The organism is Pseudarthrobacter sp. HLT1-3 (genome assembly GCF_059383535.1).
Genome location: NZ_JBWZCJ010000004.1, coordinates 125,820 through 138,329, shown reverse-complemented (window position 1 = coordinate 138,329; position 12,510 = coordinate 125,820). Strand labels below are relative to the sequence as shown.

The following is a 12,510-nucleotide window of genomic DNA, read 5'->3' as shown; positions in this document are numbered from 1 at the left end:
GGAACACCGACAGGACCGTGCCCGCAAATTGCTCACAGATTGGACTGACTCATGCAGCTCGAGAACAAGGTCGCATTCATCACCGGCGGCGGATCGGGGCTCGGTCTCGCCACCGCAAAGACCTTCATCGCCGAAGGTGCGAAGGTCATGATCTTCGACTTAAACCCCAAGTCGCAGGAAGTCGCCGACGAGATCGGCGCGAAGTTTGTCCAGGGCGACGTCTCAAAGGCCGAGAGCGTTGAAGCCGCCGTCGCAAAGACGGTCGAGGAATTCGGCAGCCTTGACATTGCCGTCGCCTCGGCGGGTGTCGGCGGCGAGGGCGACGTCGTCACCTCGACCGTCGAGAACTGGGAGCGCACCAACGGCATCGACTACTCGGGCGTGTTCTACACCAACAAGTACGTCATCGAGCAGCTCCTCAAACAGGGCGGCGGTGGCGTCGTTGTCAACCTCGCGTCGATGTTCGGCCTCGTGGCCGTCTCGAACAACATCGCTTACTCGGCCTCGAAGGGCGGCGTCGTGAACATGACCCGCTCCGCTGGGACGATGTACGCGAAGGAGGGCATCCGTGTGAACGCGGTGGCCCCGGGCGTCATCCGCACGCCGCTCATCGACGAGCCGACCCTCGAGCAGTATGCAAAGCTGCACCCGGCCGGTCGCGTCGGCGAGGCGCAGGAAGTCGCCGACCTCATTACCTTCCTCGCGAGCGACAAGGCGAAGTTCATCACCGGCGCGACCATTCCGATCGACGGTGGCTATACGGCCGTCTGACCCGAAACCGGCAGCATCCGAGTGCGCCCCCTCCAGCCGAGGGGGCGCACGTCGTTTCCCGGGACCCGCGCGGGCGGCGGCCGCAGCAGTGGGAGCCCTCGGTGACTACCCGATCAGGCCCAGCACCGCTCCCGCAATAACGACGGCGCCGGCCTCCGCGCGCAGGCCCGTCACGGTCCCGCCGCGGTGCGCGGACACCTGGGTTTCCATCTTCATCGCCTCCAGCACGACGACGGCGTCCCCGGCCGAGACTTCGGCGCCCGGTTCGACGAGCCACTTCACCACGGTCCCGGCCATGTCGGCGCGCAGCTCCCCCGGGTCAGCGGCGGCAGCTCCGCCGTCGGACGCCCCCTCTACGGACACCCCCGCGGGGAGGACCCCGCCCGAACGCGCCCAGCCGTCCAGCAGGTCCGCCGGCAGCCCGACGGCCATCCGGCGGCCGTCCACCTCGACCGTGATGGTGCGGCGTTCGCCGTCGGGCATGGTTGTGCTGTAGGCAGGATCGGCGGAGATGGAGATACTGTCCGCGAAGTCCGTTTCGATCCAGCGGGTGTGGATGCCGAGGCCGGTTTCGGAGGTGAAGTCCGGGGACTCCACCACGGCCCGGTGGAACGGAAGCACCGTGGCGACGCCGGTGATGCTGATCTCGGCGAGGGCGCGGCGGGCGCGGCGCAGCGCCTGCTGCCGGTCCGCGCCAGTGACGATCAGTTTGGCCAGCAGCGAGTCGAACTGCGGCGGGACGAAGGAGCCGGACCGGACTCCGGTGTCGAGCCGGACGCCCGGGCCGGTCGCGCCGCGGAATTCGTCGACGGTGCCGGGCGAGGGCAGGAAGCCGCGTCCCACATCCTCGGCGTTGAGCCGGAATTCGAAAGCGTGCCCGCGTGGCGCGGGGTCTTCCGTGAGGCGCAACGGCTCGCCCGCGGCGATGCGGAACTGCTCCTGGACCAGGTCGATTCCGGTGGTTTCCTCGGTGATGGGGTGCTCCACCTGCAGCCGGGTGTTCACCTCGAGGAACGCCACGGTGCCGTCCGCGGCGACCAGGAATTCCACCGTGCCGGCGCCGGAGTAGCCGGCTGCGCGGCAGACGGCCTTGGCGGCGTCGTAGATCTGGCGGGTCTGCTCGGCGCTGAGGAACGGTGCGGGCGCTTCCTCCACGAGTTTCTGGTGCCGGCGCTGCAGCGAGCAGTCGCGGGTTCCGACGACGACGACGTTGCCGTGCTGGTCCGCGAGGACCTGCGCCTCGACGTGCCGCGGCCGGTCGAGGTAGCGCTCCACGAAGCAGTCACCGCGGCCGAATGCGGCGACGGCCTCGCGGACAGCGGAGTCGAAGGCTTCCTCAACCTCATCCAGGGCGCGGACCACCTTCATGCCGCGGCCGCCGCCGCCGAAGGCGGCCTTGATGGCGATCGGCAGCCCGTGCTGTTCGGCGAAGGCGCGCGCCTCGGCCGCGGACTCCACCGGGCCGTCGCTGCCGGCGACGAGCGGGGCGCCGGCCAGGACGGCGGTTTCACGGGCGGTGATCTTGTTGCCGAGCAGCCGGATGGCGTCCGGCGTGGGCCCGATCCAGGTCAGGCCGGCGTCAAGGACGGCCTGGGCGAACTCGGCGTTCTCGGAGAGGAAGCCGTAGCCCGGGTGGAGGGCGTCCGCGCCGGATTCCGCGGCGGCGGCGAGGAGCTTCGGGATGTTCAGGTAGGTGTCGGCGGGCGAGTTGCCACCCAGGGCGTAGGCCTCGTCCGCGGCGGAGACGTGCAGGGCGTCGGCGTCGATGTCGGCGTACACGGCGACCGAGGCCAGCTGTGCGTCGTCGCAGGCCCGGGCGATCCGGACGGCGATTTCACCGCGGTTGGCGATCAGGACCTTGCGCATCAGTTGCTCGCTTCTTCTTCGGGGGTGGCGTGTTCGGGGGTGCTCGCGGATTCGGGGGTCGCTGCTCCCGTGGGGATGGTTGCGTCGATATCGGCCGGGACCCAGCGGAAGCGGATTCTGCCGCCGATCGGGATCTGGGCGGCCCGGTCCAGCTGGGAGTCGACCACCACGGCGATTACCGGGTAGCCGCCGGTGATCGGGTGGTCGGCCAGGAAGAGCACGGGGAGCCCTTCCGGCGGGACCTGCAGGGCGCCGGCAACGGTGCCCTCGCTGGCGAGTTCGCCCTGGCGGGTGCGCTGCAGCGCAGTTCCCTGCAGGCGCATGCCGACCCGGTTGGACTGCGGGGCCACGTCCCAGTCCTGGCCGGCGAAGGAGGCCAGCGCCGCGGCGTCGAACCAGTCGGCGCGCGGGCCGGGGACGACGTCGAGCACCGTGACGCCGGCGCCCGGGAAGTCCGGCTGCAGTTCGGGGTGCCCGACGACGCCGGATTCGGCCTCCCCGCCGGCGGCGAGGAGGTGGCCGACGGCCAGCGGGGCGGGGCCGATCCCGGACATGGTGTCGGTGGAGCGGCTGCCGAGCACCGGGGCGGTGTCCACGCCGCCGCGGACGGCGAGGTAGCTGCGGAACCCGGTCTGCGGGGAACCGAGGGTCAGGGTTTCGCCGTCGAGCAGCGCGAAGGGGGTTGAAATCGGGACAGTCCGCCGGGCCGGGCCGCCGCCGTCGTCCTCGGTGTTGGACGGCGAGACGATAGTCAGCTCCGCGGGCGCCCCGGCGACGGCGAGGACCTGGTCCCCGACAGCCTGCACCGAAAGCCCGCCGGCGACGGTCTCCACCGCGGCGGCCGACGGCGCGTTCCCGACGAGGCGGTTGGCCCGGCGCAGCGAGGCCCGGTCCAGCGCTCCGGCGGCGGACACGCCCAGGCCGGAGTGGCCGTGCCGGCCCAGGTCCTGGACCAGGCTCTGCAGACCCGGCGAAACGACCCGCAGTCCCGACGTCACAGCGGGCTGCTGGGCCGGCTGTTCCGGCGCAAGCGCCACGACCTCGCGGACCGCGCGGAACTGCACCCGGTGGCCGGGGGCTGCCAGCGCTGGCTGCTCCCGGTCCAGGTCCCACATCCGGGCGCCGGTGCGGCCGATCAGCTGCCAGCCGCCGGGCGAGCGGCGCGGGTAGACGGCCGAGTGGTTCCCGGCCAGCGCCACCGAACCGGCGGGGACGGCGGTGCGCGGCGAGCTGCGCCGCGGCACTGCGAGGTCCTGGTTCTGCCCCACCATGTAGCCGAAGCCGGGGGCGAAGCCGGCGAAGGCCACGGTCCAGATCTGCCCGGTGTGGGCGGCGATTACGCCCTCGGTCCCGAGGCCGGTCAGCTCCCCCACCTCGGTGAGGTCCGCGCCGTCGTACACGGCGTCGATGACGACCAGCTCGCCGTCCCGCTGGACGGGCGCGGTGAGGTCGAGCTGGAGCAGCTGCGCGGCGATCCGCCGTGCCGCCGCCGGCGAGTCGGCCGTGACCAGCACGGTCTCGGCTGCGGCGAGCACGTCCTGCTGGCCCGGCAGCGGGTTTTCGAGGAGCAGTGCCTGCAGTGCCAGCACGTCCTGGGTGGCGGAGAGCTCGGCGAGGACCGCGCGGGTTCCCACCGCCCGCACGGAGCGGACCTTCTGTCCTGCCAGGGTTTCCCCCGCTGTCTCAATCATCAGCTGCCTTCATCGTCGTGGGTGCTTCGGGTGGATCCGCGCGGCTTAGGCGTGGGCTTCCTGCAGGAGGCGCTCCTCTTCCTTGGTCTGCGGGTTCCGGCCCAGGGCCAGCCCGACGATGGTCACGACCGAGGCGAGGGCGAGGTAGCCGGCGATCAGGTACCAGTTGCCGGTGGCGCCGTAGAGGGCGGTGAAGATCAGCGGTGCGACGGCGCCGCCGACCACACCGGCCAGGGTGTAGGCCAGCGAGCTGCCGGCGTAGCGCAGCCGGGCCGGGAACTGCTCGGTGATGTAGGCGGCCTGCGGGCCGTACATAAAGGCGTGGAAGGCCAGACCGATCACGACGCCGACGGTCAGCATGGCGACGGACTTGCCCTGGATCATCCAGAAGAACACCGGGATATAGAGTGCGGTGCCGAGGGCGGCGATGCCATAAACGAGGCGGCGGTTGAAGCGGTCCGTGAGGGCGCCGGCGGCGGGGATCAGGAACAGCTGGACCGCGGAGCCGATCAGGATGGCAGAGAGGACGTTGCCGGTGGTCATGCCCAGCGCCTTGGTGGCGTAAACGGCCACAAAGACGGTGAAGAGGGCGTAGAGCACGTCGGGGCAGACGCGGGACAGGGCGGCGGCGACCAGGGCGCGCGGTTCCTTGGTGAAGACCTCCTTGATCGGGGCCTTGGGCTGCTCGCCGTGGGCCTGGATGGCCTTGAACACGGGTGTTTCCTCGAGCTTGAGCCGGATCAGCAGGCCGAAGACCACCAGCAGGGCGGACGCGAGGAAGGCGACGCGCCAGCCCCAGGAGAGGAAGGCTTCGTTGCTGAGGGTCGCAGCGAGCAGCGCGAGGACGCCGTTGGCCATCAGGTTGCCGGCCGGCGGGCCGATCTGGGCGGCGGAGGACCAGAAGCCGCGCTTGTGGGCGTCCCCGAATTCGCTGGAGAGCAGGACGGCCCCGCCCCATTCGCCGCCGACGCCGATGCCCTGGGCCAGGCGCAGCAGCACCAGGATGATGGGGGCCGCGACGCCGATCACCGAGTAGTCCGGCAGCGCACCGATCAATACGGTGGCGACGCCGATCAGCATCAGGGTGACGACGAGGACGTGCTTGCGGCCGATTTTGTCGCCGAGCCGTCCGAAGATCACGCCGCCGATGGGGCGGGCCAGGTAGCCCACCGCAAAGGCGGAGAAGGAGAGCAGCAGGCCGACGAATTCGTCGTTGCCCGGGAAGAAGATCTTCGGGAACACCAGGGCCGAGGCCACGGAGTAGATCGCGAAGTCGTAGTACTCAAGCGACGTGCCGGTGAGGCTCGCGACGTAGGCCTTGAGGGCGCCCGGCGGCAGCTTCCTCTTGCTGGCGGCCGGGGTGGCCTGGTGCGGTGCGGTCATGGTTTTCCTCCAGGGTGCGGGTGCTGCCTGTGCTGTTGCGGGTGGGATAGCTGCGCCGGGTGGATGACGCGGCGCCGGGAATGCTGTGCTTTTTACGAACGGCCTGCGGGATGGGCAGGCCGAAAAGGGTCTGACGAAGGGGTCAGACGAACGCGGCCGTGCTGATGCCGGCGGCGGTGAGGGCCGCGCGGACTGCGGCGGCCATGTTGACGGCTCCCGGGGAGTCGCCGTGCACGCAGATGCTTTCTGCGCGGATCTTCAGGATAGACCCGTCGATCGCGCGGATGGCGGAATCCGAGGCCATCCGGAGGACATGCTCAGTGACCGCAGCGTGGTCATGCAAGACGGCGCCGGGCAGCGTGCGGGACACGAGGGTGCCGTCCGGGTTGTAGGCCCGGTCGGCGAACGCTTCGGCCACGGCGCGGAGCCCGGCGGCTTCGGCCAGGCGGAGCACCTCCGAGCCCGGCAGGCCCAGGATGGGCAGGTTCGGATCGACGGACTTTACGGCGTCGACGACGGCCCTCGCCTGCGCCGTGTGCGCCACGATCGCGTTGTAGAGGCCGCCGTGCGGTTTCACATAGGTGACCTTGCCGCCTTCCGCAGCGGCCAGGGCCTGCAGCGCGCCGATCTGGTACACGACGTCGTCCGCGAGTTCGATCGGGTCGATGTCCAGGAAGCGGCGGCCAAAGCCGGCGAGGTCGCGGTAGCCGACATGGGCGCCGATCACGACGCCGGCGGCCACGGCCTCGCGGCAGGTCTTACGGATCACGCTGGGGTCGCCGGCGTGGAATCCGCAGGCAACGTTGGCGCTGGAAACGGAGCGGAACATCGCGCTGTCGTCTCCCAGGGTCCAGCGTCCGTAGGACTCTCCTACGTCGCTGTTCAGATCGATGGTTGCCATTTGTGATCCTCGTCTCATTGATGCCCCTCATCTAGGATGCCTCAAATCTACGGATTGTTCAACAATTCATCGATTCCACGATGTGACGATCGTGTAAATTTTCAGGTATGACCAGCTCGCAAGCAGGATTACATGGAATTTCCGGCTCGACCGGCTCAAGCCTGGCAGGCTCCGGCGCGTCCCTCGGTGCGGCGGCCCGGTTGCGGGTTGCCATCCCCTCGGTCGCGGACCGGGTGGCGGCGGAACTGCGGCTGCAGCTGGCGGAAGGTCTGCTGCTGCCGGGCGCGCGGCTGACAGAATCCACCATCTCCGAGGAGCTGGGCGTCTCGCGCAATACCGTGCGCGAGGCGTTCGCCGAGCTCGCCGCCGAGCGGCTGGTGGTCCGTCAGCCCAACCGGGGAGTGTTCGTCGCAAGCCTCGGTCCCGGCGACATCCATGACGTTTATACGGTGCGCCGGTTCATTGAAGTGAGCGCCATCCGGGGCGGCGGAAGCCCCGAACGGGTCGCGGCCGTGCGCGCCGCAGTGGAGGAAGGCCGGGCCGCTGCGGCGGCGGACGACGAGGAAGCCCTGGGCAGCGCCAACCAGCATTTCCATGGCGCCATCGTGGCGCTGGCCGAGAGCCGCCGGCTGAACACAATGATGGCCCAGGTACTGGCCGAGATGCGGCTGTTCTTCCACAAGGCCACCGTCGATGCGCATTTCTACGGCAGCTACCTCGACGACAACGAGGAGATCTGCCGGACACTCGAGTCCGGCGACCTGGACCGTGCCGGTGACCTGCTGCTGGCCTATCTGGACCGCTCGGAAGAGAAGCAGAGCGCGGTCCACGGCGACTGAACGCCCGGACAGACAACGGAACAGCACGCCTGGAGACACGCCTGCCGCGCGCACCCACTCCCGCGACACGCTTTCTGTCCTGCGTGGCGGCAAAATCCCGCCGCGCCCGGATTCCGGTGTCGACAGGACTTTCGCGAGTCGTTGAACACTTCCCGCGTCATTGTTACCCCCCCACGCGGCGGTCACTGGATGCAGAACTCGTTCCCCTCAGGGTCCAGCATCGCCATGTGCCAGCCGCCTTCGGCGTCGAACACCCCGGCGAGCGTGGCTCCGGCTTCAACGCAGCGTCCAGCGTGCTCGAGGGCCAGCTGGCGACCATCAGCGTTGGAATCGGCACCCTCGCTTACATTGATGTCCAGGTGCACTCGGTTCTTCGCCGTCTTCCCCTCGGGAACCGGTTGGAAGAACAGTCGAGGGCCCTTGCCGGTAGGGTCAATGACAGCGCCGCGCCAATGCTCCTCGGGGATGCCTTGGACCGTGGCAAATGCGGCCCAGCTGGAAAATCCCTCCGGCGGCTCCTGTCGGCTGCAGCTGAGGGCCACCGCCCAAAACCTTGTCATCGTCTCGAGGTCGTGGCAGTCAAAGGTCACTTGGAATGAATAGGACATTGGCTCGCTTTCCGTCCGGATGCAGCAACTATGCCATCGCCCGGGGCTCCGGCCGCTGCTGACGCGATCGGGCGCACACGACCGGCACATGGAAGTATTCACTTATGACTATCAACAATGATGATGCCAACCTTCCGGAGTTCGTGGAGCCGCAGGGCACCGACCGGCCCAAGGATGAGAGCCGCGGTTGGGACCACATCGGGGCCATCATTGTTGATGCGACGTTGCAGCGGCGGCAGAACTACCACGAGACCGTCAAGCCCCGCGTGGTCGCCCTAGTTGAGGCATGGCCGGATGCCGCCACGACCAGCGGATTCCGCCGGCACTTGGATACTGGCAAACTCTCGGAAGTTATCGACTGGCCCTCGCCCGGCCGGCTTGCCCAGGTAGAGGACATCACCGCCGTGTTTGAGCGTCTTGGCATCGAGACGATATCGGACCTCCGAGGCGCACTTGGTGACCAGGCCAGGAGAACTGTTGTCCGGGAGGCCCTTGCGGCTGTGCGGCATGTCAGTCCCAAAACGCTGGATTACATCGACGCCCTAAGCGGAGTTTCCACCGGCGCGGCCGGAGCCTAAGGGGCAGCCCGGCGACGCCGGCTGGCTAGTTCGCCCGACGTGAGGCGGGCAGCCCGCCACGCAGCGCCGCGGCGCCCCAGACGGTCAGCAGCGACGCGGCCAGCAGCAGCCCGGCTTCGCCCAGATCTACCCCGCCCAGCCAGCTGGTCACGGGATCCTCGAGGCCGAAGGCGGCGTGGAAGAACCCGCCGAGGGTGATGACCGAAATGAACAGAGCCGACACGGCCGAGATGCCGGTGATAACCGCGTTGAACCCCAGCTTTCGGTGGGGCCGGTGCAGGGCGGAGCTGTACATCCGCATCATGGCGACCCCGTTGGTGGTGTCGCACAGCGTCATGGCCGCGGTGAACGCCAGCGGCAGCGCCAGCAGGGCAAGCGGGGAGACCCCGGCCAGGGATGCCGCCGCCGCCATGACCAGCAGCCCGATCGTGGTGGCGGTGTCGAAGCCCAGCCCGAAAAGGAACCCGATCACGTAGATGTTCCGCGGCCGCCGGACCCCGGACAGGGGTTTCGCCAGCAGCCGGGCCATCAGGCCCGTGGCCTCGAGATCCTTGTCCTGCACCTGCCCTCCGGCCCGCACGCTCCGGTAAACCTGCGCCGCCCGGACAAAGGCGGATCCATTGAACAGCCCGATGGCGAGCAGGAAGATCCCCGAAACGCCGCTGCCGACCAGGCCCAGCGCGAGGTTTCCGGTCGTGCCGTCCGCCATCAAGTGGCCCACCATCCCCGCGCCGCCCACCACCAAGACCCCGGCCAGGATCACCACCGAGCTGTGGCCCAGGCTGAAGGCGAAGCCGACGCTTACCGGGTCCTTGCGTTGGGCCACAAATTTGCGGGTTGAATTGTCGATCGCGGCAAGGTGGTCCCAGTCGTAGCTGTGCTTGACGCCGGCGCCGTAAGCGGTCAGCACCAGGCCAATGGCCAGCGGCTCTCCGGCCGTCACCAATCCGGCGAAGAGGAACCCGACGGCGGCAACGTGCAGGGCCACGACGGCACCGAAGGTGACACCCAGCCGGGTCCGCAGCGGGAGCTGCTCGCGCTGATGGTAGAGCGCTGCATAGTCGGCCAAGGTGCTTATCAGTATTTCCTGAGGTCCAGCGGCTCCGTGCCGTGCCACCGCTTCCGGAGAAGGGCACTGCAGGCGCCCAGGAGCCGATTGAGTTCTCCGGTGCTGTTCGAAAGGGAGCGGAGGACAAGTCCGCGGATGCCGGCAACTGTGGCAGTCAGCGAGATCCCTGTATAGGCATCGTGCGCGTCGGTCAGAACGTGAAATTCGTCCGCGAGGGCCTGGTCAACCCACGCATCCACCACGATCAGCGATCCCACGTGGCTGAAGCCCTCCATGAACCCCATCCCGGTGACGTCGTGCAGCGGCGGCCGGATCAGCACATTGTCCAGAGCCAGCAGTCGCCTCCCCGCTTCGGATTCGATCCCGATTTCGGTCCTGAGCCGCAGTTCTTCGTACCGGAATGAAGCCCCGTCAGGTGACCAGCCGGGGGTGATTACCTCGGACATCACGAGGCTCGACGTCGGGTGCATGGTGATGTGCGTGTTCTGCCGGTAGCTGGCCTTGCGGTAGGCGATCAGCTGGTCCGGGGCGAGCTCCAGCTGCGCGCCGGCCCCCAGCCGGAGCCGCATCCGCTGCTCGGCAAACGAGTCCGGCGTCCGGTAGATCTTGGTGGCCGACTGGGTCGTGAGCAGCAGCTTCGCCCCCTCGGCCACCTCCACGTCGATGACATAGAGATCCGCCCCCAAATAAGCCCCGCCAGGATTCACCACCACATAACAAACCTGCCCCGAGTCATCCAAGTAATGCCCCCGCAAAACCCGCAACGCGCCGCGATGGTACTGATGCGACGCTACAGAGCGTCCGCCTCGCACGTCGATGCGCAAGGCGAGTTCCCCCATGGGTGCGACGACAGCAGCAGCGGAGTCGGATATAGAGGGCCGCGGCGTGGCGGGCACCGCGGAGCGGGCACGGCCCTCTATATCCGGCGAAGCGCCGCGAGCGGCTTCAGCACCAGCAGGGGAGATAATTGCCGTCGTGCTCATGGTGCCAGGTCGAGCATCAGGACATCCCGCCGCATCCACTCGATAACGCGCTCCAGCCCCTCGTCGGTCCTGAGGTTGGTGAAGCAGAACGGCTTGTCGCCGCGGAATTCCTTGGAGTCCCGCTCCATCACTGCCAGATCGGCGCCGACGTGCGGGGCGAGGTCCGTCTTGTTGATGATGAAGAGGTCGGCCTTGATCATGCCCTGGCCGGCTTTGCGCGGGATCTTCTCGCCCTGGGCGACGTCGATGATGTAGATCGAGAAGTCCACCAGTTCGGGGCTGAACGTCGCGGAGAGGTTGTCCCCGCCGGATTCCACGAAGATCACCTGCAGGTCCGGGTGCCGCTTCTTGAGCTCCTCGATGGCGGCCGTGTTCATGGACGTGTCCTCGCGGATGGCGGTGTGCGGGCAGCCGCCGGTTTCCACGCCGATGATCCGGTCGATCGGGAGAATGCTGTTGGCCGCCAGGATCCTGGCGTCCTCGATCGTGTAGATGTCGTTGGTGATGGCGGCCATGGAGATTTCCCCGCTCATGTGGCGGGTGAGGCGCTCGACAAGCTGGGTCTTCCCGGCACCCACCGGGCCGCCGATGCCAATTTTGATGGGTTCAGACATATTCTTCTCCAGACATATTTCTCGTGGGCTTGGTTAGCTCATGAACATGCGGGCACGCTGGCGCTCGTGCCGCATCTGCGAAATCTCCAGGCCGGGGCTGACGGCACCGAAGTCGGACCGGTCGAGGCTGCCGGCCCGCGCAACCGCGGCAGCGACGTCGTCGGCCGCCTGCCGCAGCAGCCGCTGCCCGGCGTTCTGCCCCAGCGGGATGGCCCGGACGGCGTTCTGCGTCAACGCCGTAACCGCCGCGAACAGATACGCGGCGAGGGCCTCCGGCAGCGGGACCGCCAGGGAGCGTGCGACGACGGCGAACGCGAGCGGCTGGTGGCCGGCCGCCCGGCCGGAGCCCACCAGTTCCCGGTAGTCCGCGAGCCCGGCGGACGGGAAGATCTCGGCGCCGATCTCGAGCAGCCGGCCACCCATTTTGATGCTGGCCTCGCGCAACTGCCGGGGCAGCAGCTGGGCGGTCAGCAGCGCGTCCAGTTCAGCGGCGGGAACGCCCTCGTACAGGAACCGGATGGCCAGGGCGTCCGAGTAGGTGAGCTGCTGGGACACGAAGGCGGACAGCCACACGCCAAACGACTCCTCGTCCCGCACCAGCCCGCGGTCAATGTACGTTTCAAAGCCCAGCGAGTGCGCAAACGCCCCGGTCGGTAGCGCAGAATCCGTCAGCTGCTGCAAGGCCAGCTGGTAGGAGGCGGGGCTAGTGGGCGTGTTCGGCATGGCGGAAGGGGACGGGCAGCACGCGCTCCTGGCGGGCGTAGGGCGCTCCGACGTTTTTGAGGTAGTCCTCGACGGTGTGGTCGTACTGGCAGACCATGACCTCGGCCCGGTATTCGGAGGCGGCATCGAAGAACTGGGCCTGCAGGTGCCGGTTGCCGAGGGCGTGCGCCACCACGCCCATTTCGTGGATGGTGCGCGGGGCGATCACGAGGACGTCGGTGGGCAGCACGGAGACCACAATCATGTTGGCCGCGGCCACGTGCAGGATGTCGCCGTCGCGCAGGTCCCCGGAGCCGGCGGGCAGCCGGATGCCGAGTTCCTGGCCGTGGTCGGTGGTGACCCGCTGGATGCGCTTGACCAGCTGGGCGCTGGGGAGCACCACCTTTTCCCGGTGCAGCCCGAGGTACGGGTCCGGACCGGGCGGCAGGTCGTGGGTGTTGCCGAGGACCTTGTCGATGATCATGGTCGTCTCCTTTGGTGCCTA

At 68.5% G+C, this 12,510-nt stretch carries 13 protein-coding genes; 3 read left to right on the top strand and 10 right to left on the bottom strand.

Annotated elements, in window-relative coordinates; genetic code table 11:
- Positions 1–51: 51 nt before the first annotated feature.
- Positions 52–771: an SDR family NAD(P)-dependent oxidoreductase gene (locus AC50X9_RS05305; RefSeq protein WP_494891031.1), complete on the top strand. Its 720-nt coding sequence runs from the start codon at positions 52–54 to the stop codon at positions 769–771.
- Positions 772–876: 105 nt separating this feature from the next.
- Here the strand turns inward: AC50X9_RS05305 and AC50X9_RS05300 are convergent, their stop codons facing one another.
- From AC50X9_RS05300 to AC50X9_RS05285, 4 genes are all read right to left on the bottom strand, one after another.
- Positions 877–2,637, bottom strand: a complete 1,761-nt coding sequence (locus AC50X9_RS05300) for an acetyl/propionyl/methylcrotonyl-CoA carboxylase subunit alpha (RefSeq protein WP_494891029.1) — start codon at positions 2,635–2,637, stop codon at positions 877–879.
- Complete coding sequence (locus AC50X9_RS05295; RefSeq protein ID WP_494891027.1) at positions 2,637–4,328, bottom strand: 5-oxoprolinase subunit B/C family protein; 1,692 nt, start codon at positions 4,326–4,328, stop codon at positions 2,637–2,639. The genes AC50X9_RS05300 and AC50X9_RS05295 overlap by 1 nt, the downstream gene beginning before the upstream one ends.
- Positions 4,329–4,373: 45 nt before the next feature.
- Positions 4,374–5,711 (bottom strand): MFS transporter, encoded by a 1,338-nt coding sequence (locus AC50X9_RS05290; RefSeq protein ID WP_494891025.1) that lies wholly within the window; start codon positions 5,709–5,711, stop codon positions 4,374–4,376.
- 142 nt (positions 5,712–5,853) lie between these two features.
- Positions 5,854–6,612 carry a LamB/YcsF family protein gene (locus tag AC50X9_RS05285; RefSeq protein WP_494891023.1) on the bottom strand — a complete coding sequence of 253 codons (759 nt, stop codon included), beginning with the start codon at positions 6,610–6,612 and terminating at the stop codon, positions 5,854–5,856.
- A gap of 107 nt (positions 6,613–6,719) precedes the next feature.
- Here AC50X9_RS05285 and AC50X9_RS05280 point away from each other — a divergent pair, with 107 nt between their 5' ends.
- Positions 6,720–7,451, top strand: coding sequence for a GntR family transcriptional regulator (locus AC50X9_RS05280; protein ID WP_494891021.1), 732 nt, complete (start codon positions 6,720–6,722; stop codon positions 7,449–7,451).
- A gap of 182 nt (positions 7,452–7,633) precedes the next feature.
- Here AC50X9_RS05280 and AC50X9_RS05275 read toward each other — a convergent pair whose 3' ends face one another.
- On the bottom strand, positions 7,634–8,041 hold the full coding sequence (locus AC50X9_RS05275) for a VOC family protein (RefSeq protein WP_494891019.1): 408 nt from the start codon (positions 8,039–8,041) through the stop codon (positions 7,634–7,636).
- Positions 8,042–8,163: 122 nt separating this feature from the next.
- Between AC50X9_RS05275 and AC50X9_RS05270 the strand changes: the two genes are divergently transcribed.
- Positions 8,164–8,637 (top strand): hypothetical protein, encoded by a 474-nt coding sequence (locus tag AC50X9_RS05270; RefSeq protein ID WP_494891017.1) that lies wholly within the window; start codon positions 8,164–8,166, stop codon positions 8,635–8,637.
- A gap of 25 nt (positions 8,638–8,662) precedes the next feature.
- Here AC50X9_RS05270 and AC50X9_RS05265 read toward each other — a convergent pair whose 3' ends face one another.
- The 5 genes from AC50X9_RS05265 to ureE all read right to left on the bottom strand — a co-directional run bounded on the left by AC50X9_RS05265 (position 8,663) and on the right by ureE (position 12,489).
- On the bottom strand, positions 8,663–9,706 hold the full coding sequence (locus AC50X9_RS05265) for a HoxN/HupN/NixA family nickel/cobalt transporter (RefSeq protein ID WP_494891015.1): 1,044 nt from the start codon (positions 9,704–9,706) through the stop codon (positions 8,663–8,665).
- An 8-nt stretch (positions 9,707–9,714) separates the two neighbouring features.
- Positions 9,715–10,545, bottom strand: a complete 831-nt coding sequence (locus AC50X9_RS05260) for an urease accessory protein UreD (RefSeq protein WP_494891232.1) — start codon at positions 10,543–10,545, stop codon at positions 9,715–9,717.
- A gap of 140 nt (positions 10,546–10,685) precedes the next feature.
- Positions 10,686–11,303, bottom strand: coding sequence for an urease accessory protein UreG (gene ureG / locus AC50X9_RS05255; RefSeq protein ID WP_494891013.1), 618 nt, complete (start codon positions 11,301–11,303; stop codon positions 10,686–10,688).
- Between the two features lie 33 nt (positions 11,304–11,336).
- Positions 11,337–12,026 carry an urease accessory protein UreF gene (locus AC50X9_RS05250; RefSeq protein ID WP_494891011.1) on the bottom strand — a complete coding sequence of 230 codons (690 nt, stop codon included), beginning with the start codon at positions 12,024–12,026 and terminating at the stop codon, positions 11,337–11,339.
- Positions 12,007–12,489 (bottom strand): urease accessory protein UreE, encoded by a 483-nt coding sequence (gene ureE, locus AC50X9_RS05245; protein ID WP_494891009.1) that lies wholly within the window; start codon positions 12,487–12,489, stop codon positions 12,007–12,009. The genes AC50X9_RS05250 and ureE overlap by 20 nt, the downstream gene beginning before the upstream one ends.
- Positions 12,490–12,510 lie beyond the last annotated feature (21 nt).

Bases quoted from the DNA above. Each gene is read 5' to 3' on its own strand.
- AC50X9_RS05305 (WP_494891031.1), top strand. From the start codon at position 52: ATGCAGCTCGAGAACAAGGTCGCATTCATCACCGGCGGCGGATCGGGG.
- AC50X9_RS05300 (WP_494891029.1), bottom strand. From the start codon at position 2,637: ATGCGCAAGGTCCTGATCGCCAACCGCGGTGAAATCGCCGTCCGGATC.
- AC50X9_RS05295 (WP_494891027.1), bottom strand. From the start codon at position 4,328: ATGATTGAGACAGCGGGGGAAACCCTGGCAGGACAGAAGGTCCGCTCC.
- AC50X9_RS05290 (WP_494891025.1), bottom strand. From the start codon at position 5,711: ATGACCGCACCGCACCAGGCCACCCCGGCCGCCAGCAAGAGGAAGCTG.
- AC50X9_RS05285 (WP_494891023.1), bottom strand. From the start codon at position 6,612: ATGGCAACCATCGATCTGAACAGCGACGTAGGAGAGTCCTACGGACGC.
- AC50X9_RS05280 (WP_494891021.1), top strand. From the start codon at position 6,720: ATGACCAGCTCGCAAGCAGGATTACATGGAATTTCCGGCTCGACCGGC.
- AC50X9_RS05270 (WP_494891017.1), top strand. From the start codon at position 8,164: ATGACTATCAACAATGATGATGCCAACCTTCCGGAGTTCGTGGAGCCG.
- AC50X9_RS05260 (WP_494891232.1), bottom strand. From the start codon at position 10,545: ATGGGGGAACTCGCCTTGCGCATCGACGTGCGAGGCGGACGCTCTGTA.
- ureG (WP_494891013.1), bottom strand. From the start codon at position 11,303: ATGTCTGAACCCATCAAAATTGGCATCGGCGGCCCGGTGGGTGCCGGG.
- AC50X9_RS05250 (WP_494891011.1), bottom strand. From the start codon at position 12,026: ATGCCGAACACGCCCACTAGCCCCGCCTCCTACCAGCTGGCCTTGCAG.
- ureE (WP_494891009.1), bottom strand. From the start codon at position 12,489: ATGATCATCGACAAGGTCCTCGGCAACACCCACGACCTGCCGCCCGGT.